Genomic DNA, 26,614 nt, shown 5'->3' with positions numbered 1-26,614 from the left:
ACGACACGGACCGCCCCGGAAGGATCCGGCCGGAACACGTCCGCGTGCACCCCGGCCGGAGCCAGACGACCGTTTCGTCCACAGGGGTACCGATGAAACTCTCGCTCCGCTTCCTCACCACGTCCACCGTCGCCCTCACCGCGGCGTTCGCCGCTGCCGTCACCCTCGGGGGCACCACCGGCGGCGACCCGGCGTCCGACCCGCACGTGGCCACGGTCGGCGCCCCGCAGGGCCCGCCCGCCACGGCCAAGCCCGTCAACATCTGGGGCCCGTGAGCACCGTGGCCGCGGAGGACAGCCTGACCCTGAACCTGCTGGGTCCCCTCGAGGCCCACCGCGACGGGGAACCGGTCGACCTCGGCGGGGCCAAGCCCCGGACCGTACTGGCCGCCCTGCTGCTCGCCCGGGGCCGGGTCGTACCCGACACGGAACTCACCGCACTGCTGTGGGGCGAGTCGCCGCCCGTCACCTGCTCGGCCCAGATCCACACCTACGCCTCCCGGGTACGCCGGCTGCTCGGCCCCGCCGTCACGGTGGAGCGCCGGCGTCCCGGATACCTGCTCCGGCTGCCGGAACACGGCGTCGGGGTCGACCTCCTGGAGTTCCGCCGGCACGCGGCGCGCGGCGCCGGGGCGCTCACCGGCGGCGCTCCCGGTACCGCCGCCCGGGTGCTGCGCCGGGCGCTCGGCGTCTGGCGCGGCACCGCCCTCGGCGGGGTCTGCGACCCGCTCGCCGACCTGGAACGCGACCGGCTCGAGGAAGAGCGGCTCACCACCCTGGAGCAGCGCCTGAGCGCCGACCTGGAACTGGGGCGGCACGCCGAGGTCGTTGCCGAACTCATCGCGCTGGTCGCGGCCCACCCGCTGCGCGAAGGGCTGCGCGGCCGGCTGATGACCGCCCTGTACCGCTCCGGGCGGCAGGCCGACGCGCTCGCCGCCTACCGGGCCGCACGCGCCACGCTCGCCGAGGAGCTGGGCCTGGAACCCTGCGCCGAACTCCAGCGGCTGCACCAGGCGATGCTCACCGGGAGCCCGTCGCTGCTGCCGCGCGCCACCGCACGGGCCACGGCGGCCGCGGACCGGGCCGGGCCGGCCGTGCCCGCCGAACTCCCGCCCGCGCCCTCCGACTTCACCGGCCGCGAGCAGGAGGTGGCGCGGCTGGCCGGGGCCCTCACCGGGGACCGCACGGGCCCCGCCGTCCACACGGTGACCGGCATGCCCGGTGTCGGCAAGACGGCACTCGCCCTGGTGAGCGCCCACCGCGTCGCGGACCACTACCCGGACGGGCAGATCCACCTCGATCTGCGCGGCTCGGGACCCGACCCGCTGCACCCGGCGGACGCGCTCGGCGCGCTGCTGCGCCTGCTCGGCGTCCCGCCCGGCCCGGCACCCGGCACGCTCGACGAACGGGTCCGCGCCTACCGGACCCGGATCGCGGGGCGCCGGCTGCTGCTCGTCCTCGACGACGCGGCGGACGAGCGGCAGGTCCGTCCGCTGCTGCCCGCGACCGAAGGCTGCGCGACCCTGGTCACCAGCCGTGCGGGCCTGTACGCCCTCGACGGACCGGGGCGCACCCCGCTCGGGCCGCTGCCCGCGGCCGACGCGCGCGCCTTCTTCGACACGCTCGCGGGAAGCACCCGTACCTCGGCGGAGCCGGGGGCGACGGCCGGCATCGTCCAGGCCTGCGCCGGGCTCCCCCTCGCGCTGCGCATCGCCGGGAGCCGGGCGGCGGCCCGGCCCCACTGGCCGCTGGCCCGGCTCGCGGACCGGCTGGCCGAACCCGGGCGCGTCCTGGACGAACTCACCCTGGCCGACCTGTCCCTGGCCGACCGCCTGTGGTCCGGCTACCGCGGGCTGGACCCGCACAGCCGGCGCGCCCTGCGGTTCCATTCGGCCCTCGGCCCGCACCCGCTGCTGCCGCACGTCGCGGCGGCGGCACTCGCGACCGCTCCCGGCCGGGCGGAGGAACTGCTCGCGGGACTCGCCGAGGCCCACTGGTGCGAGGCGGTCCGGTGGCGCGGCGGGTACGGGTACCGGCTGCATCCGCTGGTGCGCCTCTTCGCCCGCGCCCGCCTCGCCGAAGAGGAGGGGACGGTCCCGCTGCCCCTCCCGGTGCACCACTCGGCCCCACCGGCCGTGCCCGGCGGGGCGGTCCGCCACACCGGTTAGAGTCCGCGCGTACCGCCGCTCGCCTGCCGCCGGTCCCGCACCGGCGGGCGCCCCCCACGGCGTTCGCGCACCGACACCGCACCGCACGACACGACAGACACGAAGTGGAGCCGGCCATGCCCGCGCCGTTCGGATTCAGCTACGAGACGCGTGCCGACGGCACCGTCGTCATCACCCACCGGGGCCGCAAGGCCACCACCCTGCGCGGCCAGCGCGCCGTCCGCTTCACCGAGGAGGTGGAGGCCGGCGACGAGCAGGAGGTGATGGCGCGCTGGACCGGCTCGTACAAGTTCGGCAACGAGCGCACGGCCCGCAACCATCCAAGGAACCAGGGACGCCGGAACTGAGGGCGTCATGACGGAGGACGACTTCCGCCCATGAGCGACATCCCACGCAACATTGCCGTCTTCGGCGCGGGTTACATCGGCCTGGTGACGGGTGCGTGTTTCGCCCAGCTCGGTCATCGGGTGGTGGTGCGCGACATCCAGCCGGAGCGGATCCGGCTGCTGCGCTCCGGGGAGGTGCCCCTCTTCGAACCCGGGCTCGGCGATCTGATCGCCCAGAACAAGGAGCGGCTCTCGTTCACGCTCGACGCGGCCGACGCCCTGCGGGACGCCGAGGCCGTGTACGTCTGCGTCGACACCCCGCCCACGGCGTCGGGCGACGCGGACCTGACCCGGGTCTGGTCGGTCGTCGACGCGATCGGGGACGTCCCGGCCCTCGTCGCGGTGGTCGTGAAGAGCACGGTGCCGGTGGGCACCGGCGCCCGGGTGCGGGCCGCGCTCGACCGGGCCGGGCTCGGCCACGTGGGATACGCCTCCAACCCCGAGTTCACCGCCGAGGGCAGGGCCGTCGAGGACTTCCTGCGCCCCGACCGGGTGGTGATCGGCGCCGCGGACGAGGCCACGGCCCACTGGGTGCGGGACCTGTACGCCGGCGTGGACGCGCCGGTGGAGATCATGGACGTGGCCTCCGCCGAGATGGTCAAGCTCGCCTCCAACGCACTGCTCGCCACGAAGATCACCTTCATCAACGAGATCGCCACGGTGTGCGAGACGACCGGCGCGGACATCCGGCGGGTCTCCCGGGCCGTCGGCATGGACCAGCGCCTCGGCCCGCACTTCCTCGACGCCGGTCTCGGCTACGGCGGCTCGTGCTTCCCCAAGGACACCCGTGCGCTGCGGACCATGGCCAGCAACTCCGGTTACCCCTTCCAGCTGCTCAACGCCGTCATCGAGGTCAACGAACTGCAGCCGAGGCGGGCGGTGCGGCGCCTGAAGGAGGAGCTCGGCGGCCTCCGGGGCAGGCGGGTCGCGCTGCTCGGCCTGACCTTCAAGCCGGGCACCGACGACATGCGCGAGGCCCCCAGCGCGGTGATCGCCTCACGGCTGCTCGCCGAGGGGGCCGAGGTGACCGGCTGGGACCCGATGGGCCGCCCCGGACCGGTCGAGCCGTGGACATCGGTGACGCGGCACGCCTCACCGCTGGAGGCGGTGACGGGCGCGGACGCGGCGATCGTGGTGACCGAGTGGCCGGAGCTGAGGACCGCCGACTGGCGGGCCGCGGCCCGCCGCATGCGCCGCCCGCTGCTCTTCGACGGCCGCAACCTGCTCGATCCGGCCACCCTGTCCGCGGCGGGCTTCACCGTCATGGGCGTGGGCCGGGCGACCCGGCCCGCGGCGCGCGACGGGTTGCCGCGAACGGGCTGAGGGCGCGGCGCCGCGCGCTACCGTGTCCTGCCCGACAGGTGTGACGCCCCGCCCCGCCCGGGAGGCGGCGACCGCCGGCACGTCATCCGATCGAGCCGACCGGAACGGGACACCTCATGACCGGACCGTGGAACACCGCCACTCCCGCGGTGATCACGCTCCCCTCGGGGCGGAGGATCCGCGGACGCGGACGGAGACACGGCCTGCCGGAGGGCCAGCCCCCCACGCCGGCCGTGCACCTGACGGGTCGCCGGCCGCCCGCGCCGCCCTGGGAGTCCGTCTGGATCCCCTGGCGGGACTTCTGGCTCCCCGCCGACCCCGGGGAGGCCATGCGCACGCTCCGCACCGCCTACGACCGTGCCGGGGACGAACGCGTGGAGGTCTGCTGCGGGGGCGGCGTCGGACGGACCGGCACGGCACTCTCCGCGCTCTGCGTCGTCGAGGGCATGAACCCCGAGGAGGCCGTCACCTGGGTGCGGCGGAACCACCACCCCCGCGCGGTCGAGGTGCCGTGGTAACGGCGTTTCGTCCGTCAGGTCGCCGGCACGGCCGGACCGGGACGGCCGTAGGCACGAGCGGCCCGGCCCGTCCGCGCCCGGCCGGCCGGCCCCGGGACTCCGCGTCACCCCCGGGACCCTGCGGTTTCCCGCAGGGTCCCGGTGCGGGGAACCGCACCGGACCGGACGGCAACCCTCGTACCGCCGCCGGCACCCGGTTCCTAGGTTGGAGGTCATCGGGGGCAGCCGCCCCGCTGCCCCCGCCCCCACCTTGGAGACCGACTGTGCATCACATGACCCTGGCGCTCCCCCAGGAGCCCGCGGACGGTGTCGCGGGATGGGCCGCCGACCTCGTGGACGCGCTGGGCGGCCCCGGAGCCGGCCTGTTCGTCGCCCTGGAGAACGTCTTCCCGCCGCTGCCCAGCGAGATCATCCTCCCCCTGACCGGCTTCGCCGCCGGTCAGGGAGTGCTGAGCCTCGCCTCGGCACTGTTCTGGACGACACTGGGTTCGGTGGTCGGCGCGCTCGCCCTCTACTGGATCGGCGCGCTCATCGGCCGGGAGCGGATGTACACGCTGTGGGCGAGGCTGCCGCTGGTGAAGACCTCCGACCTGCGGCGCACCGAGGAGTGGTTCGCCCGGCACGGCACCAAGGCAGTCCTCCTCGGCAGGATGGTGCCGATCTTCCGCAGCCTGATCTCGGTGCCCGCCGGCATCGAACGGATGCCGGTGCCGGTGTTCGCCGCGCTCACCACGCTCGGCAGCCTGGTCTGGAACAGCGCCCTGGTGCTGGCCGGTTACTGGCTCGGCGGGCGGTGGAGCGAGGTGGAGACCTATGTCGGCGTCCTGAGCAAGGCCGTCCTGGTCCTGGCCGTCGTCGCCCTCGCCGCCTTCGTGACCGTACGGGTCAGGAGCCGCGGCACGGCCCGGCACCGCCGCGCCTGATGCGTACCGGCCGCCGCTCCCCCGCCGCCCCTCGCCCCGTGCTCCCGCCGACGGCCCCCGGCGATCTTGCCCGGGGCCGTCCGGCCGCCCTAGGCTCGGGCGCTGTGCAGGAGCACGTGACCGGCGCCGCGTCCCACGGCCCCGCGGCAGCCCTCGGCCCCGCGGACCCCGGCGACGACCGGAGCGCCGCCCCGCCGGCCCCGCGGGCGCGCCGGGTCCTGGGTGTGCTGCTCGGCTGCGCCACCGCCCTGCTCGGCACCCTCCACTTCCTCCTCGCCGGAGTCGTCCTCGGCCCGTTCCTGCTGTGGCCGCGCACCCGCCGCGACGCCCTGCGCGTGCTGATGGCCGGAGCGCGCCGCCTCACGGCGCTCGAACGGAGCCGCCGCTCGGTGTTCTTCGGCGACCGCTTCCCCGCGCACTACCGGGCCTCCGACCGGAAGGTCCTGCGCTACCTCGCCGTCCGCTGCTCCACGGGACTGCTGTGCGCCGTCGTGACCGGACTGCTCGTGTTCGGCGCCGTGCTGGCCTCGCTGCTGGTCAACGGGGCGGTCCGGGGCGGCCTCGGCTGGGAGGAGCTGCTGACCCAGGCGGTGCTGGGCGGCGTCCTGCTCTTCCTCGACGTGCAGGGCCTGTACTCGCTGGCCGCCCTGGACGCCCGCACCGCCCGCGAGTGCTTCGGCCCCTCCGAGCGGGAACTGCTCCGGCAGCGGATCGACGAACTCGCCGCCAGCCGGGCCGCGGTGGTGCGGGCGGTCGACGTCGAACGCCGGCGCATCGAACGCGATCTGCACGACGGCGTCCAGCAGCGTCTGGTCGCGCTGGCCATGCTGCTCGGCCGGGCCCGTCGCAGCCGTGACCCCGAGCGGGCCGACGCGCTGCTGCTCCAGGCGCACGAGGAGTCCCAGGGCGTCCTCACCGAACTGCGCGAAGTGGCCTGGCGGGTCTACCCCTCGGCGCTGGACAGCCTGGGTCTGGAGGAAGCACTGGGCGGGGTGGCCGAACGGTGCGGCATCCCGCTGCGCATCCGCTTCGAGGCCGGCGCGCCGCTGCCCCAACCCGTGGAGGCGGCGGCCTACTTCGTGGTGTCCGAGGCCGTCACCAACGCCGCCAAGCACTCCGCGGCCACCGCCGTCGAGGTGCGGGTGGCGCTCGACGGGGCCCGGCTCGCCGTACGGGTGGAGGACAACGGCCGGGGCGGCGCGGACCCGGCCGGCAGCGGGCTGGCCGGACTGCGCGGGCGGGTGGCCGCCCTCGACGGCGTGCTGCGCGTCGACAGCCCCCTCGGGGGACCCACCACCATCTCCGCGGAGCTGCCGTGCGCCTGATCCTCGCCGAGGACTCGACCCTGCTGCGCGAGGGCCTGGTCCGGCTGCTCGCCGACGAAGGCCACGAGGTGGTGGCGGCGCTGGGCGACGCGGTGACGCTCCTCGCGGAGGTCGCCAGGCACCGGCCGGACGTCGTCGTCGCCGACATCCGGATGCCGCCGACCCACACCGACGAGGGCCTGCGGGCCGCCGTGGAGATCCGCGAGCGCTTCCCGGACGTCGGTGTGCTGGTGCTCTCGCAGCACGTCGAACGCAACTACGCCGCCCAGCTGCTGGCCTCCACCGCCGAGCGGGTCGGCTACCTGCTCAAGGACCGGGTGGCCCAGGTCGAGGAGTTCCTGGACGCCCTGGAGCGGATCCACGCGGGCGGGGCCGCCATCGACCCCGAGGTCGTACGGCGGCTGCTCGTGCGCACCACGCACGGCGATCCGCTGACCCGGCTCACCCCGCGCGAGCGCACCGTGCTGGAGGCGCTGGCGATGGGGTACACCAACACGGGCATCGCGCGGAAGCTGCACCTCTCGCTGAGTTCGGTGGAGAAGAACCTCAACGCCGTCTTCACCAAACTGGACCTCCCGCACACCACCGGGTACAACCGGCGCATCCTGGCGGTCCTGCGCTACCTGGAGTCGTAGGGGGTCTCCGTCCCCACCGGGCGGCCCGGCGCGTCCGGGAGCGCCACGCCGCGCGGACACGCGGAAGGGCCGCCCGGGTCGGACCCGGGCGGCCCCTCGCTCGGCGCGGCGGCCTCAGTGCTTGAAGGCGTCCTTCGCCTTCTCCTTGGACTCGCGGGCGTCGCCCTTGCTCTTCTTGGCCTGCCCCTCGGCTGCCATGCGCTCGTTGCCGACGGCACGGCCCAGGGTCTCCTCGGCCTTGCCCTGCGCCTGCTCGGTCTTCGCCTTGGCCTTCTCGCCGGAACTCATGGAACACGCCTCCTCGTAGCGTTCTTGCCGCTGTCGTGGTGCAGCCCGGGTGCCCGCACTTCTCCTTCACAAACAAGGCGTCAATGAGGAGTGAGGGTGCCGACCGAGGGCATCCGGTGGCCCAGGAGGTTGATAACTATGGTTCCCCTGTTGCTCGTTCTGCTCCTTGCCCTGATCCTCTTCGGCGCGGGTTTCGCCGTGAAGATCCTCTGGTGGGTCGCCATCGCCGTGCTGGTGATCTGGCTGCTCGGCTTCGTCATGCGCTCCACCTCGGCGGGCGGTGGTCGCGGCCGCTGGTACCGATGGTGAGGCGTCCCTGCGCCCCACCACGCCCGTGAAGGGCCCGGCCACCGCGGTGGCCGGGCCCTCGGCGTGTCACAGGGCCCCGGCGCGTTGCCCGGCCGGGGGGGCGGGACGGCGGTGTGCCGTCCCCACCCTCAGATCAGGCGCATGCGGGCCATGACCTGCTTGCCGATCCGCAGCCGGCTGGTGTGCAGGTACTCGCACAGGCGGGTGACCAGCAGCAGGCCGTGGCCGCCTATGCGGTGCGGGTCGCGCGGCCGCACCACGGGCGGGTGCGGGGAGCTGTCACGGACGGCGATGTCGAGGCGGTCCGCGCCGGGCGCGAGGACCAGCAGGAGCGAGCCGGGGCCGGGTGCGTGGCGGACCGCGTTGGTGACCAGCTCGCTGACCACCAGGTGTGCGCTCAGGGCCGACTCCCGGTCGGCGGCGCGGCCGGCGCGCGCCAGCAGGGCGCTCACGGCGTCCCGCGTGTCCGCGATGGGGACACCCGTCAGATCCCAGGCGGTGGTGAAGCGCAGCGGTTCCGGCCGGGCGTCGTCCCCGGCCTGCGGCATGAGCGGGATGACCATGGAAGTGTCTCCGTCATTGCTCGGCGTCCTTCTGATCACGGATTGTCGCCTTCGATTGCGTTCGCTTACCCACTGTGTCCGTTTTCATGGGTCCCCTGCGGCGGATGCGGCGTCCGGTACCGGTCGTGAGCTGTCGGGGCGTCCGACGGGTACCCGTACGGGATGAGGCTCATCAGTGAGGACGCGCGACCGTCCGGCCGTGCCGCGTGGACGGCCGGTTCCGCCGTCGCCGTGGCGGCCGCGGCGGTGGCCGGCGCCCGGGCGGTCGACGCCGACAGCACCTGGTACCGGTCCCTGGACAAGCCGGCCTGGCAGCCGCCGGGCTGGACGTTCGGCGCCGTGTGGACACCCTTGTACGCGACCATCGCCTGGAGCGCGGGCCGCGCGCTGAGCGGGACGCGCGGCCGGCAGCGGGCGGGGCTGGCCGCGGCCCTGGCGGCGAACCTGGTGCTCAACGCGGGCTGGAACCACGCCTTCTTCCGCCGGCGCAGTGCGCGCGCGGGACTGGCCGGCACCCTGGCCCTCGACCTCAGCAACGCGCACCTCGTCCGCCGGGTGGCCGCCGCGGACCGCACCGCCGCGGCCGCGCTGGCGCCCTACGCCGCCTGGTGCCTGTTCGCGACCGCCCTGAACCTGTCCCTGGTCCGGCGCAATCCGTCCGCCTGAGCCGCATGGCCGGTCCGTCGCGCCGTTGTCCGTGAACTCCTGCGGAATCGTCCGTGATCGGTAACGGACGCATCCGCGGCCGTCCGTCCCCCGTCCCCCCAGGTGGTTCCCGAGGGGGACCGGGGTCGATCGACGGTGCGGAAGCGGGGCGGGCATGGCACGGCACGGTGGCGGGCGGGGCTGGTACGGCAAGGTGGCCGGTGCGGCACTCGGGGTGACGGCGCTGGCCGTCGGCGCGTCGGTGTGGACGGCGCAGGCCGAGGTCACGGGCGGTCCGCCGTCGCGGGCGGCCGCGTCCGCGTCGCCGGGCAGCGGTGCCGCGCGCGTCTCGGAGACCATCGTGCACGCCTCCGACGCGGGGCCGCGCGGCGTCAACGTCACCATCGACGACGGCCCCGACCCCCGGTGGACCCCGCAGGTGCTCGACCTGCTGCGCGAACACGGGGTGAAGGCCACGTTCTGTGTGACGGGCACCCAGGCCGAGGCCCACCCGGACCTGGTGAAGGACGTGGTCGCGGCCGGTCACCGGCTGTGCAACCACTCCGTCTCCCACGACACCGCCATGGACCGGAAGTCCGAGGCCTACCAGTCGCGGCAGATCCTCGACGCCGAACGCACGATCACCGAGGCGTCCGGGGGCGTGCGGCCGCTGTACTACCGGGCCCCCGGTGGGGCCTTCACCCCCTACAGCCGCGAGCTGGCCGCCTCCCGGGGCATGCGCCCGCTGGGCTGGAACGTCGACACCAAGGACTTCGAGCAGCCCGGCGCGGACGCCATCGTCGCCACGGTCGAGCGGGAGCTGCCGAACGGGCCGACGCTGCTCTTCCACGACGCGGGCGGCGACCGCTCCCAGACCGTCGACGCGCTGCGCCGTGTCCTCCCCTGGCTCAAGGAGCAGGGGTACACCTTCGGTTTCCCGGTGCGCTGATTCCCGGTGCGCCGAGGTCCGGCGCACCGGGCGTCCGGCCGTCCGGGGTCCGGCCGGTCACGTGCTGTCGACCACGTCCTGGGCGCGGTCGCCCGGCACGGGGTCGGCGGGCGCGGGGCGCACGGGGTCGGCGGGAGCGGGCGGCACGGGGTCGGCGGGAGCGGGCCGCACAGGGCCCGCGGGGGCGGGCAGCACAGCCCGGGCCGGCTCCGGCCCCGGGCCGGGGAGCGGGGCCGGCGCGGTCTCCCGCGACCACGCCCCGGTGACGCGCACGTAGCCGTACACGACCGAGGCCGTCGCCAGGAGGAGCAGCGGGCCGGCCACCCACGGGAGCCGGGCCATCTCCACGGGCAGCCAGCGGTACGACAGCAGCAGCGCGGTGAAGACCAGGGTGCCGTGGCCCGCCAGCCGGATTCCGGCGCGGTCCCAGCCGCGGTCGTACGCGCGCAGGGCCGCCTCGATGGTGAGGGTGAAGACGACGCCGGCGAGCAGGTCCACGCCGTAGTGGTAGCCGAAGCCCAGCGTCGCGCAGAGGGTGGCGACCAGCCAGAACGTCCCCGCGTGGCGCAGGGGGCCCGGGCCCCTGCGGGTGTGGATGAAGATCGCGACGGCCCACGCCGTGTGCAGGCTCGGCATGCAGTTGCGCGGGGTGATCCCGTCGAACGGCATGGACCTCGGGTCGTCGGCCGGCGGCAGGGTGCCCGGCCACAGGTCCCCCACGGACCAGGGGGCGGTGGCCGGCATGTCCGGGGCCCAGAGGCTGATGGCCGACCAGTGTTCGGTGCCCGTGCCGTAGGCGAAGAGCGGGCCGACCACCGGGAAGATCATGTAGAAGGCGGGTCCGACGAGGCCGATCACCAGGAACGTGCGCACCAGGTGGTGGCGCGGGAAGCGGCGCTCGGCCGCCACGTGGCGCAGCTGGTACAGCGCGGCGACGACGGCGGCGACCGCGAGATTGCCGTAGACGAAGTCGAGGAAGTTGAAGCCGACCGCCCCGGTGGCCTCCACCACCCGGCCCACCAGCCACGACGGGTTGCCCAGCGCGTGGTCGGCGGCGGCCAGGTACTGGTCGAGCACCATCGGGCGGGTCTTGGAGGTGATGAGCAGCCAGGTGTCGCCCGTCTTGCGGCCCGCCATCAGCAGCAGGGCCAGGCCGACGCCCTTCAGCAGCAGGGTGCGTTCCGGGCCGGTGCGGCGGGTGACGGCGACGACCGCGACGCCCAGGGTCACCCAGAGGGCACCGTTGCCGAAGGGGTGGCCGCCGGCGGTGTCGATGTCGGCGGCCCACCGGACGGCGAGGAAGGCGAGGTCGATGCCGGCCGCCGCGCCCACCGCCACGAACCGCTGCCGCCAGGTGAGCACCACCGTCATCAGCGCCATGGAGGCGTACAGCAGGCCCCCCGACTTGGGGGCGTGGATCACCTCGCGCGCCTGGAGGGTGAGCGGCCCCGGTGTGCCGTAGTGGCGCGCGGCCAGCTCCAGCCCGACGAGGAAGCCGAGGGTCACCACGGCGGCCAGGGTCCACAGGACGGTCCGCGGCCGGCGCCGTACCGGGGCCTCGACGGCCTCGGTCGTCCCGCTGGCCCCGGTCGTCCCGGGTATTCGTGTGCGCTGAACGTTCTGCGGCGGTATGTGTCTCAACTTCTGTCAGCTTTGTTAGAAGGTGCTCGCGTCGGGGCGGATATCGTCCCATCTTCTGATCAGGACCGTGCCCTCCCTGCGAGGAACAGCCGTTCGGGAACAAGACGGGAGGGACGCGCCGGGCGTTCCGTCCTCACCTCTCACCCGCCCCGCCTCACCACCGCGCCCACCACCTCACGCTCTACATACGTGTAGAAGATAGGGTGTACGGACCCGCGCCGAGGGACGCGGCGGTGGAAGGGAGCGCCGGAGCGGCTGTCGGGCAGGTCCCGGAACTGACCGACCCCTCAGGACGTCTTCCATGTCCTCGATACACCTGGTCCCGTCCGCCGCACGGACCGTGACCACACCTGCCGAGAAGGAGTACGCAATGGGAATCTCCCTGGCCAAGGGCGGCAACGTCTCACTCAGCAAGGAGGCACCGGGCCTGACCGCCGTGCTGGTCGGCCTGGGCTGGGACGTACGCACCACGACCGGCACCGACTACGACCTCGACGCCTCGGCCCTGCTCCTCGACGCGTCGGGCAAGGTGCTCTCCGACGGGCACTTCGTCTTCTACAACAACCTCACCAGCCCCGACGGCTCGGTCGAGCACACCGGTGACAACCTCACCGGTGAGGGCGAGGGCGACGACGAGGCGGTCAAGGTGAACCTCGCCGCCGTGCCCGGCACCGTCGACCGGATCGTCTTCCCGGTCTCCATCCACGACGCGGAGAACCGCGGCCAGAGCTTCGGCCAGGTCCGCAACGCCTTCATCCGGGTCGTCAACCAGGCCAACAACGTGGAGATCGCCCGCTACGACCTGTCCGAGGACGCATCGACGGAGACCGCCATGGTCTTCGGCGAGCTGTACCGCAACGGCGCCGAGTGGAAGTTCCGCGCCGTCGGACAGGGCTACGCCTCGGGACTGGCCGGCATCGCCGCCGACTTCGGCGTCAACGTCTGATCCGACCGCCCCGGCCGGGCGGGGGGCAGCCCGGCCGACGGGCTCCCTGCCCCCGCCCGGCCGCCGCGGCTGTGACAGACCCGCCATTTCGGATCTTCACGGCACCAGGCAGACTCTGGGCTGTAGATCCGCAGACGGAGGATGACTCACGCATGATCACGCTCACCAAGGAAGACGGACCCGCGGACCTGGACGGGGTCACCCACCTGTCCATCGGTGTCTCCTGGGACCCCACCGCCGGCAGCAGCGGCGGAGTGCTCGGCAAGCTGCGCCGCAAGACCGGCACCGACCTCGACCTGATAGCCGTCGCCATGCAGGGCGGGGACCCGGTCCGCCTCGCCGGCCTCGACTCGCTCGACCCCATGGGCAACGGCTCGCTGCTCCACAGCGGCGACAACCAGACCGGCCACGGCGACGGGGACGACGAGACGGTGACCGTCGAGTTCGCCCGGCTGCCCTCCGCCATCACGTCGGTCGTATTCGTCGCCGCCGCCTACAAGAAGGGCAGCTCCTTCCAGAAGGCCCGCAACATCAGCTTCAAGGTCTACGACGCCACCGGCGGGAGCACCCAGCAGGTCGCCGACATCTGGCCCAGCCTGCTCAGCCAGGACAACGGCTGTGCCGTGGCGAAGGCCGTGCGGGTCAACGGCTCCTGGAAGCTCGAGGTGATCAACGAGACGGGCAAGGTCAAGCAGGGCGACGAGCACGCCCTGATGCGCTTCGCCGTCAGCAAGTAGCGCGTCCGCGAGGGGCGGGCGCGGGCAGCGCGTCGCCGCTCGCGGAGGCCTCTGCCCCGGGTCGCTCCCGGCACCCGCGGGTGCGCGCCCCGCTCCACCAGGGGTCCCGGACGCCCGGCCGGCACGGGAGCGACCGGACGGACCGCACCCGGTCAGGACGGATCGGCACCGGGCGTCAGCACCGCGGTGACGACCTCGCCGGACGAGGCGGCGACGTCGGACACGAAGCGCCGCCGGGTCAGGCCGAACCGCCGCAGGGCCGGACCGTGGTCGACCGCCACGACGAGGGAGGCCGCGAGGAGGAGGAGCCGCCACAGGCTCATCACCGGGCGGCGCAGAGGGCCCGGCAGCTCCGCCAGGGAGACGCGCAGGCGCGCGCAGTGGAACGGGACGTGGCGCAGCTCGTCGGCGAGGATCCGGGCCGCCACGTCCGTGGTGAGCGGATCGTCGGTGCCGTCGCGCAGGGCGCGGTAGTAGCGCAGTGCCACCACCTCCGCGACCATCAGCACCAGCAGCTCCGTGCGCAGGCCCATGAGGCGCCGCAGCCGTACGAAGACCGTGTCGCTCCAGTGGCGGGTGAGTACCGGCACCCCGCCCGCGGCCAGCAGGCGGGCGAGGAGACGCGCGTGGTTCTGCTCCTCCGCCACGAAGAGCCGGACCGCCCGCGCGTAGTCGGGGTCGCCGGCCGCGTCCGCCTTGGCCACGAGGTCGGCGCCGTCGCCGTCCTCGCCGACCTGGAAGCGCCGGATCCCGGCCCACACCGCCGGCGGGAGCGTCGCTCCCCGCTCCCAGTCCGGATCGCCCTGCGCCCGTCTGCGCCCGCGCTCGTCCTCGAACCGCCCGGTCCACTCGGCGAAGCCGCCCGTCCGCACCCGATCTCCCCTCCGCCGTACCCCGGAAAGGGGAGACGCTCACCGGCACCGAAGCGTTCCCCGTTACCCGGGCCCCGAGGGCCGGAGCCGCCCGTTCCAGTGGGTCAGGGCGCGTTCCGTGGCGGGCAGGGCCGGGTGGGCGGGGGAGGCCGCGCGGAGGGTGTCGGCCAGGGCGGAGAGGAGGGCCGCGGCCCGCGCGGGGGAGCCAGCGGCACCGGTCATGACGGCGTGGTTGCGGCAGGCGCTGATGGCGAAGTCGTCCAGGGGCCCCAGGACTTCCGGCGCGTCCCGGGCCAGGCCGGCCAGGACCGTGAGGAGTTGGGGGAGCCGCGCCGGGTCGGGTACCGGGGTGTCGGGTGACGGCTCGGTGAGCTTCTTGAGCCGCTGGGCGAAGGCGCCGCGGGCGCGCAGCCCCGCCGGTGTCCGGTGGGTGCCGTGGGCGGGGTTGACCGCCAGCGCGAGGTGGCCCGAGCCGTCGACGGTCTGCTGGTGGGGTGCGGGGTATCCGGTGGGGACGATGCCCGTCCGCGGTGCGGGGGTGGTCGGCAGGACCACCGCCAGCCGGTCGTAGAGGGTGGCGAGGGACAGGTCGCGGGGGCCGTCGGGTATGCCCTCGTCGAGGATCCGGAGCAGTTCCCCGCCGAAGCCCGTCAGGGTGCCCCCGGGCGGGAACAGGGCCTTCTGGGTGCGGCCGCACGCGGTGAGCAGGTGGATGCCGTGGCCGTCCGCGCCGAGGGCGCGGCCGGAGAAGCAGCAGTCGAGGAGGGCGACCTTGTGCCGCGCCGGTGACTCCCGCAGCAGACCGGCGACTTCGGCGAACGGCAGGGACGGGCTCGGGTCGCCCCCGCCGCCGTCCTGGCCGGACGGGGTGAGCGCCAGACAGAGGCGGTCGCCCCGGCCGAGCAGACCGTGGCCGCAGTAGGAGAAGAGCAGCAGGTCGGCGTCCGGCCGGCGGACCATCCGGCGCAACGGTTCGAGGACGTGGCGGGCGTCGGCGGGGTCGGGGACCACCGTGGTCCGCCGTGCGTCGAACACCCCCCGGTCACCGCTGAGGGCGGCGCCGAGGGCCCGGGCCGTGGTCACCGCCTGGGGCATGGCGGGCAGGGAGCTGGGCCGGACGTGCCGGCCGGTGCCGACGAGCAGCGCGTACGCGGCGGTGGGGGCGGGAGGCCACACGGCCCAGGTCACTCACCGGCTCCGGGCGGCTGCGGGGGCACCGCGAATCGTGACAACCGGTCCATGACCTGCGTCAGTTGGGCGTCGTCCTCGACCGTGCCACTGATCCGGGTGCCGTCGGGCCGCACCGCCTCGAACTCGATCCGCCGGTGGGTGGTCCGCCGCTGCTGGAGCCAGAGGAAGAAGGCGTTGGTGGCCGCGGCGATCACCGCGGCGGAGGCGTTGACGATGTCCACGGCGACGGCGACGTCCCCCTGCTCGCCGGGGGCGGGCGGCGCGGTGCGCAGGCCGGCCCTGCCGCCCAGCTGTTCCGTGTCGTTGATCCACTCGGCCAGGTCCCGGTTCAGGGCGTCGGCGTGCCCCTGCGGTCCCGGGAAGGTGAAGGTCAGAGCGTTCTCCGGCGCCTTCGGCGCGGGGGTTGCGGACATCTCCAGTGGCTCCTGTTCGTCAACGGGTCGTCGGGCGGCCGGCCTCCGGGCGGTCAGTCACCGGGACCGAAGTCGGTCCAGCCGGCGTCGGTCCAGCCGGTGCCGGTGCCGCCGGTGGGCACGCGGGAGGGGTCCGCGGCCCGGGGCTGCGGGGCGAACAGCTCGGGCTCGCCGGGCTCCTCGTGCGGCAGGCGGAACACGGCGGCCGCCTCGTCGGCGTCCACGAGGTCGGCGAGGGCGGTCACCGTCCCCGGATCGCTCAGCCACAGCTGTCCCGCGGCCGGCGGCCGCAGGAACGGGGGGACCTCCTGCCAGGAGGCGTCCGGCTGCCAGTCCCGGTTGACGCCCAGCAGGTTGCCGCAGGCCACCCGGTGGTCCTCCTGGCCGCGCGGACGCACCACGACCGCGCCGGCGCTCCGCGGTGCGAGGGTGTGGCCGACCAGGCCGGCCAGCACCTCCGGGAACGGGGCCTCCCCCTCGACGGCCACCGAGACCCGCACCCGGTGCAGCCGCCCGGTATAGCGCCGTGCGGCGGCGTCGTACAGACGGTGCGCCTCCCGGGCGAAGGGGTCACCCGGCACCGGAAGCCCGTACAGGGGGTCGGGTGTGCCCGGTGCCGCGAGCGTCCCGAACGCCTGCGCCCTCATCGTCAGGCCCTCGACGAGCCCGGCCGGGGCGGAGCACGGTTCGAGGCACACGCTGACCACCGTCCGCCGCGGCTCCGCGGCCAGCTGGGTCCACACCGGGGTCCAGGACGCGGCGGCGGCGTCGAACAGGGAGACCGCGGTCGCGACGCGTTCCGCTCCCCACGGGCGGGTCAGGGTCCGGCAGGTGAGGCGCTTGCGGATCTCGGCGACCCCGCCCCACCCCGGCGCGAACGGGGCGAGCAGACGGGCGATCCGGTCGGTGTCCCCGACCCGGGTCGCCGTCACGTGCGCCGGGAACCGCTCCAGGACGGGGAGCGCCTCCCGCACGGCCCGCAGCGCGGCCGCCCGGTCCGCGCCGTACACCTGGGCGACGAGGAAGGCCCCGATCCGGCCGCTCTCCGGGTCGCCGATGAACCTGAGGTCCCAGCGGGCGGTGGTGCGGTCCGTCCACAGGGCCGCCAGCCAGGTCCGCTCGGCGGCGACCCGGTCGGCAGCGCGCCGGGCCTCGGAGAACTCGGGGTGCAGGCCCCCGGGCAGGGCGGCAGGACTCAGCGAGAAGGCGGCGTACGCCCAGGTCTCCCCGCCGGGGGCGGCACGCAGCAGCACGCTCCCCGCTCCCGCTCCCGCTCCGGCCATCGGCCCTCCCCCTCCTTGTCCGCTCCGCCTCAGCTCCGGGGCGGGACGCCGTCCGCCCGCGGGCCGGCCTGCGGCGGACCCCAGGACCCCGTGGCGCCCGGGGCCGTGTCCGGGACCGGCGGCGCGGCCGGCGCCACGCCCGGAGCCGGGGCCGACCGCGCGGGGGCGGGCTGCACCGGCGGCAGCCCTTGCGGGAAGGCGTAGGCGGCGGGCACCACGACCTGGTCCACCGCCGTCGCCAGTCCCTCCCGGCAGGCCGCGTGCACCGCCTCGCGCATCGCCCGCACCCCCTCGGTCCGCATCATGATCCGCTCCGGGCCCAGCCGGCCCGTGATCGACGCCAGCAGGTCCGACACGAAGCCGCCGATCAGGGCGTACCCGCGGCGCGAGCGCCACATCTGCCATCCCAGGTACAGGCTCGTGCCGTACGAGAAGACCGAGACGTAGACCTGGCACCTGCCCTCGGAGAGCACCAGGCGGTTGCGGACCTGGTCGCGGCCCAGCCCGGTCGCGATGATCCGTTCCGCGCGGTCGACGGGGACGTAGCGGCGGGCGAGCGTGCCCGCGATGGAGACGTACGCCGAGTCGAGCGATCCGCTCCGGTCCGCGAGCAGGACCCGCCACTCGGCGATCGGTTCGACCAGCCGCATCCCGAGCAGGGTCACCCAGAAGGCGAGGCCCGACGCGACGTACGCCAGCCCGAGCACGACGGCGAACCCCTCGCCGCTGCCCCCGACGAGGAGCAGCAGGGCGAGGAAGAAGAGCGGCAGGAACGCCAGGAACGAGGCGAGCAGGGCGTAGACGAACAACTGGAGCAACTGCCGCCAGCCGACGGAGTCGTCGAGCTCCGTCTCCACCGGCAGGTGCTTGAGGTTCTTGTCGAGATACGCGGCGTTGGCGTCGCCGCCCCGCCATCCCGGCAGGCTGGTGTACCCGTTCTCGTTCACATGTCCCCCCTGGACGGTCGCGGATCCAAGGTAGCGAGGATTACCCACCGTTGCCGGACGGTCACCCGCATCGGAGGTCTCGAAAGTGTGACGGAGCGGCTCCCGGGACTCCACGGGTTTTCGTGCGCACCGCGGACTCAGGGGCCGTAGATCACCGACCAGGGGCGCGGGGTGTCGTCCCGGGGACGCGGGACGGTGGCGCGGTGGGCGGCCGCGGTGTGGTCGCGGGAGAGGACGCCGGCCGCGAGGTCGGCGAAGCGGCGGGCGGCCGGGTGGGGGGTGCGTGCGGCGGGCCAGGCGCCGCTGACCCGCTGGGCGAGGGGACGTCCCGCCAACGGGCGCCAGGCGACCCGGGGTTCCTTGCGGGCCACCGTTCCCTGGTCGAAGGCGACCGCGTGGCCCGCGGCGACGAGGGCCAGCAGGAACTCGGGGTGGGAGGCGTGGCGGAGCCGGCCGGGCACGAAGCCCCCGGCGCGGCACACGTCGAGGATCCGGTCGTACCAGCCGGGCGCGTGGGCCCGGGGGAAGAGCACCAGGTCGTGGCCCGACAGGTCGGCGAGCCCCGGTTCGGTGAGCCGGGCCAGGGGCGAGGTCCGGGGCAGGACCACTCCCAGGTCCCGGGAGACCTCGGGCCCGAGCCGCAGTTCGGTGGCGTCGACGGGATGGTGCACGAGGCCGACGTCCAGCCCGCCGGAGACCAGCAGCCTGACCTGTTCCTCCGTGGCGACCTCCTGGAGGTCGACGGCCAGCCCCGGCGCGTCCTCGGCGCAGGCGGCCAGCAGCGCGGACAGCACCGCGGCCGTGGTGTCCGGCGGCACGCCCGCGCGGAGCGTGCCGAGGCCCCCGTCGGCGGCCCGGCGGGCCAGCGCCCGCAGCCGCTCCTCCCGGGCGAGGAGGTCACGCGCCTCCTCCAGGAGTGCCGCCCCGGCGGCGCTCAGCCGGACACCGCGCGGCGAGCGGTCGAACAGCTCCGCCCCCAGCTCCCGCTCCAGGGCGCGGATCGCCTGGCTGAGCGGCGGCTGCGCCATGCCCAGCCGCTCGGCGGCCCGGCTGAAGTGCAACTCCTCGGCCACGGTGACGAAGAGACGCAGGTGGCGCAAGAGATTCACAGCCGGGATCGTACGGGAGCGGCTGAGGGATGATCGGGACCGTCGACGCGTAAAGGATGAGCGGTGGTCGCACGGATGGCGGGGGTCGGGGAACGGGTCCGGCGGGTCTTCGCGGACGCGGGGGCCGAGGGACGGCTGCACGCCGCGCCCGTCCGGGCGGCGGCGGGGGACGGGGACGAGGTCGCGGTGGGGGCCGACGATCCCGTGGTGATCGCCTCGATCTTCAAGGTGCTGCTGGTGCTGGAGTTCGCCCGGCAGGTCGTCGCCGGGCAGCTCGACCCGCGGGAGCGGGTGCGGGTCACCGCGGCCGACCGGCTCGGCGGCTGGGGCACCGCGGGCTGTCTGGACGACGTGGAGCTGTCGCTGCGCGACCTGGCCCACTTCGCGATGTCCGTCAGCGACAACACGGCCGCCGACCTGCTGCTGGAACGCGTGGGCCTGGACACGGTACGGCTCCTCGCGGCGGAACTCGGCCTGGAGCGCACCCGGATCGTGGGCGGCCCGCGCCGGCTGCTGGAGTCGATGCTCGCGGAGGCCGGGGCGCGCGACGAGCGCGAGTTCGCCGTCCGCTACCCGGCCCTGCCGGAGGACCGCAAGCGCCGGCTGGCCGTCCTGGACCCCCGCCACACCACGGCGAGCACACCCCGCGAGATCACCCGGCTGCTGCGGCTCGTGTGGAACGACGCGGCCGGTCCCGCGCAGGCCTGCGCCTTCGTACGGGACCTGATGGGGCGGCAGGTCTTCCGGCACCGGCTGGTGTCGGGCTTCCCGGACGAGGTGACGGTGGCGGCCAAGACCGGGACCCTGCCGGGGCTGCACATGGAGGCGGGTGTGGTCCGCTACCCCGACGGCGCGTCCTACGCGGTCGCCGTCTTCGCCCGCACCCACGACCTGGCCGCCTCCCGCGCCACGGTGGACGCCGCGATCGGCCGGGCGGCCGGCATCGCGGTCGGTGCGCTGCGCGAGGCCGGGGACGGCCGCTGACCGGGCACCATACGCGTTCGCGTATCGCACGGGCCCGGTTCCGGTCTTGGACAGGACGGTTCGGCTGCTGATCTGCTGCCGCCATGACCCAGGAACCACGTGTCACAGACATATCCGGTGTCCCCCCGCGCCGCGGGTTCGGCCGGCGCGCGGTGTTGCGCGGCGCCGCGCTCGGAGCCACCGTCCCGCTGGTAGCGGCCACCGCCCCCGCCGCCACGGCCGCCGGGAAAGCCCCCCGGCGGGACGGTGGACCGGACGCCGGCGCGGTGGCGCTGCGCTGGCTGGGCACCGCCGGCTGGCGCATCGACGTGGGCGGGCGGACCGTGCTCTTCGACCCGTACCTCACCCGCTTCCCCACCGGCCTGTTCGGCGACGGCTTCGACCCCCGCACACCGCTGCTGAGCCGGCCGGAGGCCGTCGACCCGCACACGGGACGCCCCGAGGTCGTCCTGGTCAGCCACTCCCACTGGGACCACCTCGCCGACGTGCCCCACATCGCCAGGACCACGGGCGCCCGCGTGGTCGGCACCGAGACCACGTACCACCTGCTGGTCGCGCTGGGCGTGGACGCGGGGCAGATCTCCGTGGTGAAGGGCGGCGAGGTGCTGGACTTCGGCGGGATCGTCGTGGAGGTGGTGCCGAGCCTGCACAGCCGCAACAAGAACTGCTCCTACTTCGCCCCCGGCACCCTGAACGCCCCGCCCGCGGCGGTCCCGGCCACCATCGCCGACCTGCCCGAGGGCGACACCCTCGCCTTCCAGGTGACCGCGGGGGCGGACGGGCCGTCGGCGTTCCTCATGGGGGCCAGCGACTTCTCCGAGCGGGCGGTGCGGGGCCTGCGCCCCGACCTCGCGATGATCGCCGTACCCGCCGGCACCTCCACCCACCGCTACCTGCCGCGGCTGCTGCGCGCCCTGGACCACCCCCGCGTGACCGTCCCCGTCCACTGGGACAACTTCGAGGTGCCGCTGGGCGGGACGCCCGTACGGGACCCGGCCATGGACCTGGACGCGTTCGTCGCGCAGGCCCGGCAGACCTCCCCCGCGACCCGCGTGGTCGTCCCGGACCCCCGCACGGTGTACGACGGCGCCATGCGTCCCCTGCACGCGTAGCGCGGGCCCGGTGGGCTCAGCGCGCGGCCCTGCCGCCGCGGCGCAGCGCGCGGGAGCAGGTGCCGATGACGACGGCGTTGACCAGCGCGCCGAACGCGACGGCGAGGACGAACATCGCCGGATGCTCCGGCAGGACGCCCAGGACGACACTGAACGGGGCGGTGGCGAGCAGCGGGATGACTCCCGCGAGGGACGCGTCCTCGTTCTCGCCGGCGCTCACCACGTACGCCCATACGGTCAGGGCCGCGCACAGCCCGAGGTAGAGGAGGGCGGCGACGTCCGTGAGGGCGTGGCGCAGGCGCGCCGGCAGGGTCCGGCCGGGTCCGGTCACGGCGGTGGTCTCCTCGGCGGTGCTGGTCATGGTGGCTCCTGGGTGATCACAGAGGGGTGCCGGGCGGGTTCGGGCGGGCGAGGCCGAGGTCGTAGGCGAGGATCGTGGCCTGGACCCGGTCGCGCAGCCCGAGCTTGCGCAGTACGGCGTTGACATGGGACTTGACGGTGCCGACGGTGATGCCGAGCTGTGCGGCGATCTCCGCGTTGGTGAGTCCGGAGGCGACCAGGGCGAGGACGCCCCGTTCGCGGTCGGTCAGGTTGTCCAGGGCGCCGGGGCTCCGCTCCCCCGGAGCCCCGCCGGCCGCGCCGGAGGCGTAGTGGCCGATCAGGCGGCGGGTCGCGGACGGCGCGAGGACGCTCTCGCCCGCGGCCACCACCCTGATGCCCCGCAGCAGTTCGGAGGCGTACACGTCCTTGAGGAGGAACCCGGACGCCCCGGCCCGCAGTGCCTCGAAGACGTACGCGTCGAGGTCGAAGGTGGTCAGCACCAGCACCCGGGGCGCGTCCGGGCGGCCGGTGATGATCCTGGTGGCGGCGATGCCGTCGAGTTCCGGCATCCGCACGTCCATGACGACGACATCGGGCGCCAACTCCCCGGTGAGACGCACCGCTTCGGCTCCGTCGCCGGCCTCGCCGACGACCGTCATGTCCTCCTCGGCGTCGATCACGGCGGCGAACCCCGCCCGCACGATGCCCTGGTCGTCGGCGACCAGCACCCTGAGACTCATCGTTCCCTCTCCTCCCCGCCGCCCGTGGTCAGCGGCAGCCGGAGGCGGACCGTGTCCGCGGGCCCGGTGGTCAGGGTGCCGTCGAGCGCCGCGAGACGGGGCGCCAGCCGCTGCCGCACGGCCGGGTGGGCGGCGGGTGCGACACCGGTGGCCGTGATCGTCAACGTACTCTCCACCGTGTCGAGTTCGAGCAGCGCCGGACGGTCGTCGTCGCCGGTGGCGAGCAGGGTCTCGGCGGCGTGGTAGGCGGCCAGGTCGACGGCGGTGGGCAGCTGCTCCGGCACGCGCCCGCTCAGCCGTATCTCGACCTCGCGGCCGGTGGCCCGGCACTGGCGGGCGAGCAGGTCCAGCGCCTGGAGGGTGGGCTGGGGGCGCAGTGCGCGCTCCGCCTCGCCCTCGCGGACGGTGTCGAGCAGCGAGCGCATCGCGGCCAGGGCCTCCCGGGCGCGTTCGGCGGTGGCGTCGAGGCGTCCCGCCTCGGCCTCCGTGACCATGTCGGCGGTGCGCGCCAGCACGGTGGTCTCCAGTCCGCCGGCGATGCGGCGGCGTTCGGCCCAGGCGTCCCGGACGGCCTCCTCGGTCCAGGCGGCGAGGCGTTCGTCCCGGTCGTCCCGGGCGGCCCGTTCGCGGCGGCCGCGCCGCAGCCCGCACCAGTGGGCGGTGCCGGCCGCGAGAAGGGCCCCGGCCGTCGCGGAACCGGCGACCGCCCAGACGGGGGCGGTCGTGCCCCGGTCCAGTACGGCGGCGGTCACGGCCGCCGCCTGCACCACGGCGGCGACGGCCGGGAGGAGGACACGCGGGCGGGCACCGGCCGCGTCCACGGCGAGCGCCGCGCAGAGGGCGAGCATGCCCAGCGCGGGCGGGAGGACGACCGGGCCGCCGTAGTCGCCCGCGGCCATCGCCACCGGCCAGAGCGCGGTCAGGGCGAACAGCACGCCGTGCGCGGTGCGCGGCGCGCGCCGCAGCCACAGGAGGGTGACCGCCTGCGCGGCGGCCAGCAGCGCGAAGAGCACGCCCGCCGACACCGGCCCGGCCGGCACGGCCTCCGCCCGGACGACCAGCACCGGCAGCAGCGGCTGCAGGACGAGTCCGACGGCAGCCGTCACCTGCGCCAGGCGGTAGCCGCGCGTCCCGGGCCGCTCGGTGAGGGCTGCGGTCCGCCCGGGCAGGGCGGCGCGCACCTCCCATCCGCCCTCCTCGGTGGGGCCGGTGGTCAGGGTGCCGCCCGCCTCCCGCGCCCGGGAGCGCAGGAAGCCCTGCCCGCGTCCCCCGCCGAGGCCCGCGCCGTGCGCCGGCGTGCCGGGGAGCGGTGCCCCGCTGATGACCACGACGTCCGTGCGGTCGTCGCCGTACCGGCACCGCACGCGCGTGGGCGCGCCGGGGGCGTACCGCGCCACGTTGGTCAGCGCCTCGCGCACGATGCCGTACGCCGCGTCCGCGACGGCTCCGTCCGGCAGCGGGTCGATCTCGCACTCCACCGGCTGGTCCAGGCGCCGGAATCCGGCGACCAGGTCGAGCAGCCGTTCCTCCGGTGACGGAAGGTCCTCGCCCGAGGGGGCCGGGGCCCGTACCGCGCCGAGCGCCCGGGTCACCTCGTGACCGGTGTCGACCGCGAACCGCAGGGCCTCCGCGGCGAGTTCGGGGCGGCGCTCGCGCAGGCCCAGGGCGGCGCCGGCCGTGACCACCACGGCCGTCAGGTGGTGGGCGCTGACGTCGTGCAACTCCCGTTCCATCCGGCGCCGTTCAACCGCCGGGAGCCGGTGCCGCTCGGACTCGGCGCGCCGCAGCAGCCGTTCGGACGTCCACCGGGTGCGACGGGCGCGCCGGAAGAGCAGGCCGGCGCCGCAGGCGGTGGCGTAGAGCAGGGCGGTGAGGACCAGGTCGAGTCCGTCGCGTTCGCTGATCCCGTGCAGGGTGAGCCCGTACAGGAGTTGCCACAGCGCGAGCGCCGCCACGCACAGCACGGCGGTGAAGGTGTCCCGTTCGGTGGCCACCGTGTACAGGGCGAGCGCGACGCCCGCCGTGCCGAGCACCGCCGTCGCCCCGGCGGGCAGCGGGCCCGCACCGAGTGCGCACGCGGCGGCGGTCACCACGACGGTGGTGACCGGGCGGGCGCGGCGCAGGGCGAGCAGGGCCGTGACGGGGCCGGCGACCAGGGCCGCCACGAGGAGGGCGGACGCGGACGGGACGTCCCCGCGCACCAGCGCCGCCCCCGGCCACACCAGGGCCTGGGCGCACAGCAGCAGGACCGGGATCAGCCGGTCGTCGATTCGCTTCATGACGGATTCAGGCTAGGGCGGCACCCGCACGCCACGACTCCGGCTGAAGGGGGATTCCGGCCTCTTACCCGGGTTGCAGACGAGGGACGGAGGGTGGAGGAGCGGCGCTTCTCCACCTCCGGTTCCGCACGGCTCCCGTCCCGTGGCCCGAGGACCGCGGGACAGCCCGGTCCTCAGCTCGATCACGTCGGAAGGGCGGCGGGACACCCCGTCACCGCGACCGCCTTTCCGTCCCGGGGGCCCGTCATGCCCGAGCGCATCGTCGTGTCGTCGCTCGCTCATCGGCGCGGTCGTCGTCGGCGGGGTGGCCGCCGGCGGATTCGCCGTGGCCCGGTCCGCCACGGGGCCGGTCCTGACGGACATCCCGGTCCACCGCGCCCCCGTCCGCCGGCGCCCCGGGCGCGGTCGCCTGCACCGCGGACGTGAGCGACGAACCGGGCGGCCGGGATGCCACCATCTGTGCATGGCCCGGGAGTTTGAGGTCCGACCCGACCGAGGCGGAGCGGCGGTACGTGGGCGGTGCCACCGGGACCGTGCCGGCACGGACACGACCTCCCGCCGCATCTGCGCACTGCGGGTGCGGCGGGAGGAGGGGGCGGGCCGGCGTCGCGACCCCGACGGCCCGGGACGGCGGCACGGTGTGCGCACCGCGCGCCGCCTCCTTCGGCCTCACCGGCCGGCCCGGGGGTTCCTGCCGGGGTGCCGGCCCCGCGGGCGGTCGGGGTCAGGCCGCCGTCTCGGTCGCCGGCCGCGTCGTGGCCGCCGGTGCCGCGGGGGCCGCGGTGCGTACGGCACGGCGCCGGGTCGGCAGTCCGAGCGTCGGGTGGGCCACGGCCCAGGCGGCGCCCTTGCAGACCAGTTCCTTGTAGAGGGCGGCGAGCCGGCCGGTCAGGGCCGCGTTCACGGAGCGGTCGTCGGCGGTGACGTACTGGATGAGTCCCTCCTTGCGGCCCAGCGAGACGCACTGGTTGAAGTAGCGGATCGTCACGTGGGGGAGCTTCCCGCCGGTCAGGCGTGCCGCGATGGAGTCGGCGGCCTGCCAGGCGGTGGGGGTGCCCGTGGCGCAGGACATGCGCAGCGGCTTGTCGCCGGGGCCCGTCACCATGGCCGCGTCACCGACGGCGTACACCTCGGGGTGCGAGACCGAGCGCATGGTGGCGTCGACGACGATCCGGCCCGATTCCGTGGTCTCCAGGCCGGTGGCCCGCGCGATCGGGTGGACGGCGAAGCCGGTGGTCCACACGGTGAGCGCGGACGGGAGGGAGACGCCGTCGGCGGTGGTGACGCGGTCGGCGTGGACGGCGGTGACGTCGGTGTGCTCGTGGGCGGTGATGCCGAGCCGGCCGAAGACCTCGCGCAGGTGCCCGCGGCCCCTGGGCGAGAGCCAGTCGCCGAGTCCGCCGCGGGCGGCGAGGGCGACGTCGAGGTCGGGGCGGGCCTCGGCGATCTCGGTCGCGGCCTCCAGCCCGGTGAGACCGCCGCCGACCACGACCACCCGCTGTCCTGCCTCCAGCAGGGCGAGGCGTTCGCGCACCCGCAGGGCCCCTTCGCGGCCGGCGATCTCGTGGGCGTGCTCGGCGGCGCCGGGGACGCCCTGGTCGTTCCAGCCGCTGCCGAGGGCGTACACCAGGGTGTCGTAGTCCAGCTCGCTCTCGCCGTCCGCGTCCCGGACGGTGACGGCCCGACGGTCGACGTCGACCGCGGTGACCCGGGCGACCCTCAGGGCCGCGCCGGTGCCGGCCAGCAGGTCGGCGAGGGGCCGGTGCCGGAGCGGCCGGCCGGCCGCGAGCTCGTGGTTGCGGACGCGCTCGACGAAGTCGGGTTCGGCGTTGACGAGGGTGATGGCGGTGTCCTCACGGCGCAGCCGCCTGGCCAGGCGTCCGGCGGCGGAGGCTCCGGCGTAACCGGCTCCGAGGACGATGATGCGGTGCTGCATGGCCTGCTCCTGTCGTCGGCGGGTTCGCCCCTTGAACCGGGCGGCCCGCCGATTCCTGACAGAAGCCGATGT

General features: G+C 75.2%; 28 protein-coding genes. 15 read left to right on the top strand and 13 right to left on the bottom strand.

The genetic code is table 11. From position 1 onward, the window contains the following. The first annotated feature begins 92 nt into the window (after positions 1-92). From IE172_RS07535 to IE172_RS07500, 8 genes are all read left to right on the top strand, one after another. Positions 93-275: a hypothetical protein gene (locus IE172_RS07535; protein ID WP_190096298.1), complete on the top strand. Its 183-nt coding sequence runs from the start codon at positions 93-95 to the stop codon at positions 273-275. After that, positions 272-2,167 carry an AfsR/SARP family transcriptional regulator gene (locus tag IE172_RS07530; RefSeq protein ID WP_190096297.1) on the top strand — a complete coding sequence of 632 codons (1,896 nt, stop codon included), beginning with the start codon at positions 272-274 and terminating at the stop codon, positions 2,165-2,167. The genes IE172_RS07535 and IE172_RS07530 overlap by 4 nt, the downstream gene beginning before the upstream one ends. A 116-nt stretch (positions 2,168-2,283) precedes the next feature. Further along, a complete protein-coding gene (locus IE172_RS07525) occupies positions 2,284-2,514 on the top strand; it encodes a hypothetical protein (protein ID WP_190096296.1) in 231 nt (76 codons plus the stop codon). 30 nt (positions 2,515-2,544) lie between these two features. Next, positions 2,545-3,876: a UDP-glucose dehydrogenase family protein gene (locus IE172_RS07520; RefSeq protein ID WP_190096295.1), complete on the top strand. Its 1,332-nt coding sequence runs from the start codon at positions 2,545-2,547 to the stop codon at positions 3,874-3,876. A gap of 116 nt (positions 3,877-3,992) precedes the next feature. Beyond that, on the top strand, positions 3,993-4,394 hold the full coding sequence (locus IE172_RS07515; protein WP_190096294.1) for a protein-tyrosine phosphatase family protein: 402 nt from the start codon (positions 3,993-3,995) through the stop codon (positions 4,392-4,394). A 272-nt stretch (positions 4,395-4,666) separates the two neighbouring features. Next, a complete protein-coding gene (locus IE172_RS07510; protein WP_190096293.1) occupies positions 4,667-5,317 on the top strand; it encodes a DedA family protein in 651 nt (216 codons plus the stop codon). A gap of 104 nt (positions 5,318-5,421) precedes the next feature. Beyond that, complete coding sequence (locus IE172_RS07505; protein WP_435808747.1) at positions 5,422-6,642, top strand: sensor histidine kinase; 1,221 nt, start codon at positions 5,422-5,424, stop codon at positions 6,640-6,642. Next, on the top strand, positions 6,633-7,277 hold the full coding sequence (locus tag IE172_RS07500; RefSeq protein ID WP_190096291.1) for a response regulator transcription factor: 645 nt from the start codon (positions 6,633-6,635) through the stop codon (positions 7,275-7,277). Before IE172_RS07505 ends, IE172_RS07500 begins: the two co-directional genes overlap by 10 nt. Positions 7,278-7,391: 114 nt before the next feature. Here the strand turns inward: IE172_RS07500 and IE172_RS07495 are convergent, their stop codons facing one another. Further along, on the bottom strand, positions 7,392-7,565 hold the full coding sequence (locus tag IE172_RS07495; protein WP_190096290.1) for a CsbD family protein: 174 nt from the start codon (positions 7,563-7,565) through the stop codon (positions 7,392-7,394). A gap of 138 nt (positions 7,566-7,703) precedes the next feature. On the opposite strand from IE172_RS07495, the gene IE172_RS07490 reads away from it, so the two are divergent. Next, positions 7,704-7,874 carry a hydrophobic protein gene (locus IE172_RS07490; RefSeq protein WP_145872017.1) on the top strand — a complete coding sequence of 57 codons (171 nt, stop codon included), beginning with the start codon at positions 7,704-7,706 and terminating at the stop codon, positions 7,872-7,874. 128 nt (positions 7,875-8,002) lie between these two features. Here IE172_RS07490 and IE172_RS07485 read toward each other — a convergent pair whose 3' ends face one another. Next, positions 8,003-8,437, bottom strand: coding sequence for an ATP-binding protein (locus IE172_RS07485; protein WP_190096289.1), 435 nt, complete (start codon positions 8,435-8,437; stop codon positions 8,003-8,005). 162 nt (positions 8,438-8,599) lie between these two features. Between IE172_RS07485 and IE172_RS07480 the strand changes: the two genes are divergently transcribed. Together IE172_RS07480 and IE172_RS07475 are read left to right on the top strand one after the other, a co-directional pair. Continuing rightward, positions 8,600-9,103: a TspO/MBR family protein gene (locus IE172_RS07480; protein ID WP_190096288.1), complete on the top strand. Its 504-nt coding sequence runs from the start codon at positions 8,600-8,602 to the stop codon at positions 9,101-9,103. 154 nt (positions 9,104-9,257) lie between these two features. After that, positions 9,258-10,031: a polysaccharide deacetylase family protein gene (locus IE172_RS07475; protein WP_190096287.1), complete on the top strand. Its 774-nt coding sequence runs from the start codon at positions 9,258-9,260 to the stop codon at positions 10,029-10,031. A 57-nt stretch (positions 10,032-10,088) separates the two neighbouring features. On the opposite strand, the gene IE172_RS07470 is transcribed toward IE172_RS07475, so the two are convergent. Then, positions 10,089-11,549 (bottom strand): DUF5933 domain-containing protein, encoded by a 1,461-nt coding sequence (locus IE172_RS07470; protein ID WP_229885888.1) that lies wholly within the window; start codon positions 11,547-11,549, stop codon positions 10,089-10,091. 493 nt (positions 11,550-12,042) lie between these two features. On the opposite strand from IE172_RS07470, the gene IE172_RS07465 reads away from it, so the two are divergent. Both IE172_RS07465 and IE172_RS07460 read left to right on the top strand, forming a co-directional pair. After that, on the top strand, positions 12,043-12,618 hold the full coding sequence (locus IE172_RS07465; protein ID WP_190096286.1) for a TerD family protein: 576 nt from the start codon (positions 12,043-12,045) through the stop codon (positions 12,616-12,618). 152 nt (positions 12,619-12,770) lie between these two features. After that, positions 12,771-13,355, top strand: coding sequence for a TerD family protein (locus IE172_RS07460; RefSeq protein WP_190096285.1), 585 nt, complete (start codon positions 12,771-12,773; stop codon positions 13,353-13,355). Positions 13,356-13,507: 152 nt separating this feature from the next. Here IE172_RS07460 and IE172_RS07455 read toward each other — a convergent pair whose 3' ends face one another. The 6 genes from IE172_RS07455 to IE172_RS07430 form a co-directional block, all read right to left on the bottom strand. Next, positions 13,508-14,227 carry a ferritin-like domain-containing protein gene (locus IE172_RS07455; protein ID WP_190096284.1) on the bottom strand — a complete coding sequence of 240 codons (720 nt, stop codon included), beginning with the start codon at positions 14,225-14,227 and terminating at the stop codon, positions 13,508-13,510. 63 nt (positions 14,228-14,290) lie between these two features. After that, positions 14,291-15,415 (bottom strand): caspase, EACC1-associated type, encoded by a 1,125-nt coding sequence (locus IE172_RS07450; protein WP_190096283.1) that lies wholly within the window; start codon positions 15,413-15,415, stop codon positions 14,291-14,293. Next, positions 15,412-15,831, bottom strand: a complete 420-nt coding sequence (locus IE172_RS07445; protein WP_190096282.1) for an effector-associated constant component EACC1 — start codon at positions 15,829-15,831, stop codon at positions 15,412-15,414. Before IE172_RS07445 ends, IE172_RS07450 begins: the two co-directional genes overlap by 4 nt. A gap of 53 nt (positions 15,832-15,884) precedes the next feature. After that, positions 15,885-17,114 carry a hypothetical protein gene (locus IE172_RS07440; RefSeq protein ID WP_190096281.1) on the bottom strand — a complete coding sequence of 410 codons (1,230 nt, stop codon included), beginning with the start codon at positions 17,112-17,114 and terminating at the stop codon, positions 15,885-15,887. Positions 17,115-17,143: 29 nt separating this feature from the next. Then, on the bottom strand, positions 17,144-18,061 hold the full coding sequence (locus tag IE172_RS07435; RefSeq protein ID WP_190096280.1) for a hypothetical protein: 918 nt from the start codon (positions 18,059-18,061) through the stop codon (positions 17,144-17,146). Between the two features lie 137 nt (positions 18,062-18,198). Continuing rightward, on the bottom strand, positions 18,199-19,170 hold the full coding sequence (locus IE172_RS07430) for a LysR family transcriptional regulator (RefSeq protein WP_229885849.1): 972 nt from the start codon (positions 19,168-19,170) through the stop codon (positions 18,199-18,201). A gap of 75 nt (positions 19,171-19,245) precedes the next feature. Here IE172_RS07430 and IE172_RS07425 point away from each other — a divergent pair, with 75 nt between their 5' ends. Both IE172_RS07425 and IE172_RS07420 read left to right on the top strand, forming a co-directional pair. After that, entirely contained in the window at positions 19,246-20,154 is a 909-nt protein-coding gene (locus IE172_RS07425; protein WP_190096503.1) for a serine hydrolase, read from the top strand. Positions 20,155-20,237: 83 nt separating this feature from the next. After that, positions 20,238-21,266 (top strand): MBL fold metallo-hydrolase, encoded by a 1,029-nt coding sequence (locus tag IE172_RS07420; protein WP_190096279.1) that lies wholly within the window; start codon positions 20,238-20,240, stop codon positions 21,264-21,266. Between the two features lie 16 nt (positions 21,267-21,282). Here IE172_RS07420 and IE172_RS07415 read toward each other — a convergent pair whose 3' ends face one another. From IE172_RS07415 to IE172_RS07400, 4 genes are all read right to left on the bottom strand, one after another. Beyond that, on the bottom strand, positions 21,283-21,627 hold the full coding sequence (locus tag IE172_RS07415; RefSeq protein ID WP_229885847.1) for an SCO4225 family membrane protein: 345 nt from the start codon (positions 21,625-21,627) through the stop codon (positions 21,283-21,285). Positions 21,628-21,643: 16 nt separating this feature from the next. Beyond that, positions 21,644-22,327 (bottom strand): response regulator, encoded by a 684-nt coding sequence (locus IE172_RS07410; RefSeq protein ID WP_190096278.1) that lies wholly within the window; start codon positions 22,325-22,327, stop codon positions 21,644-21,646. Then, positions 22,324-24,606 (bottom strand): sensor histidine kinase, encoded by a 2,283-nt coding sequence (locus tag IE172_RS07405; protein ID WP_190096277.1) that lies wholly within the window; start codon positions 24,604-24,606, stop codon positions 22,324-22,326. The genes IE172_RS07410 and IE172_RS07405 overlap by 4 nt, the downstream gene beginning before the upstream one ends. Before the next feature lie 724 nt (positions 24,607-25,330). After that, positions 25,331-26,542: an NAD(P)/FAD-dependent oxidoreductase gene (locus tag IE172_RS07400; protein WP_190096276.1), complete on the bottom strand. Its 1,212-nt coding sequence runs from the start codon at positions 26,540-26,542 to the stop codon at positions 25,331-25,333. Between the last annotated feature and the right edge of the window lie 72 nt (positions 26,543-26,614).

The sequence above is a fragment of the Streptomyces griseoflavus genome, from assembly GCF_014649995.1.
GTDB classification, from domain to species: domain Bacteria; phylum Actinomycetota; class Actinomycetes; order Streptomycetales; family Streptomycetaceae; genus Streptomyces; species Streptomyces griseoflavus.
This window is presented reverse-complemented; position numbering and strand designations above follow the sequence as displayed.

What these genes read in the sequence shown, in the direction of transcription:
- IE172_RS07535 (WP_190096298.1), top strand. Translation starts at nt 93, where the DNA reads ATGAAACTCTCGCTCCGCTTCCTCACCACGTCCACCGTCGCCCTCACC.
- IE172_RS07525 (WP_190096296.1), top strand. Translation starts at nt 2,284, where the DNA reads ATGCCCGCGCCGTTCGGATTCAGCTACGAGACGCGTGCCGACGGCACC.
- IE172_RS07520 (WP_190096295.1), top strand. Translation starts at nt 2,545, where the DNA reads ATGAGCGACATCCCACGCAACATTGCCGTCTTCGGCGCGGGTTACATC.
- IE172_RS07515 (WP_190096294.1), top strand. Translation starts at nt 3,993, where the DNA reads ATGACCGGACCGTGGAACACCGCCACTCCCGCGGTGATCACGCTCCCC.
- IE172_RS07510 (WP_190096293.1), top strand. Translation starts at nt 4,667, where the DNA reads ATGACCCTGGCGCTCCCCCAGGAGCCCGCGGACGGTGTCGCGGGATGG.
- IE172_RS07495 (WP_190096290.1), bottom strand. Translation starts at nt 7,565, where the DNA reads ATGAGTTCCGGCGAGAAGGCCAAGGCGAAGACCGAGCAGGCGCAGGGC.
- IE172_RS07490 (WP_145872017.1), top strand. Translation starts at nt 7,704, where the DNA reads ATGGTTCCCCTGTTGCTCGTTCTGCTCCTTGCCCTGATCCTCTTCGGC.
- IE172_RS07485 (WP_190096289.1), bottom strand. Translation starts at nt 8,437, where the DNA reads ATGGTCATCCCGCTCATGCCGCAGGCCGGGGACGACGCCCGGCCGGAA.
- IE172_RS07480 (WP_190096288.1), top strand. Translation starts at nt 8,600, where the DNA reads ATGAGGCTCATCAGTGAGGACGCGCGACCGTCCGGCCGTGCCGCGTGG.
- IE172_RS07475 (WP_190096287.1), top strand. Translation starts at nt 9,258, where the DNA reads ATGGCACGGCACGGTGGCGGGCGGGGCTGGTACGGCAAGGTGGCCGGT.
- IE172_RS07465 (WP_190096286.1), top strand. Translation starts at nt 12,043, where the DNA reads ATGGGAATCTCCCTGGCCAAGGGCGGCAACGTCTCACTCAGCAAGGAG.
- IE172_RS07460 (WP_190096285.1), top strand. Translation starts at nt 12,771, where the DNA reads ATGATCACGCTCACCAAGGAAGACGGACCCGCGGACCTGGACGGGGTC.
- IE172_RS07445 (WP_190096282.1), bottom strand. Translation starts at nt 15,831, where the DNA reads ATGTCCGCAACCCCCGCGCCGAAGGCGCCGGAGAACGCTCTGACCTTC.
- IE172_RS07440 (WP_190096281.1), bottom strand. Translation starts at nt 17,114, where the DNA reads ATGGCCGGAGCGGGAGCGGGAGCGGGGAGCGTGCTGCTGCGTGCCGCC.
- IE172_RS07425 (WP_190096503.1), top strand. Translation starts at nt 19,246, where the DNA reads ATGGCGGGGGTCGGGGAACGGGTCCGGCGGGTCTTCGCGGACGCGGGG.
- IE172_RS07420 (WP_190096279.1), top strand. Translation starts at nt 20,238, where the DNA reads ATGACCCAGGAACCACGTGTCACAGACATATCCGGTGTCCCCCCGCGC.
- IE172_RS07415 (WP_229885847.1), bottom strand. Translation starts at nt 21,627, where the DNA reads ATGACCAGCACCGCCGAGGAGACCACCGCCGTGACCGGACCCGGCCGG.
- IE172_RS07410 (WP_190096278.1), bottom strand. Translation starts at nt 22,327, where the DNA reads ATGAGTCTCAGGGTGCTGGTCGCCGACGACCAGGGCATCGTGCGGGCG.
- IE172_RS07405 (WP_190096277.1), bottom strand. Translation starts at nt 24,606, where the DNA reads ATGAAGCGAATCGACGACCGGCTGATCCCGGTCCTGCTGCTGTGCGCC.
- IE172_RS07400 (WP_190096276.1), bottom strand. Translation starts at nt 26,542, where the DNA reads ATGCAGCACCGCATCATCGTCCTCGGAGCCGGTTACGCCGGAGCCTCC.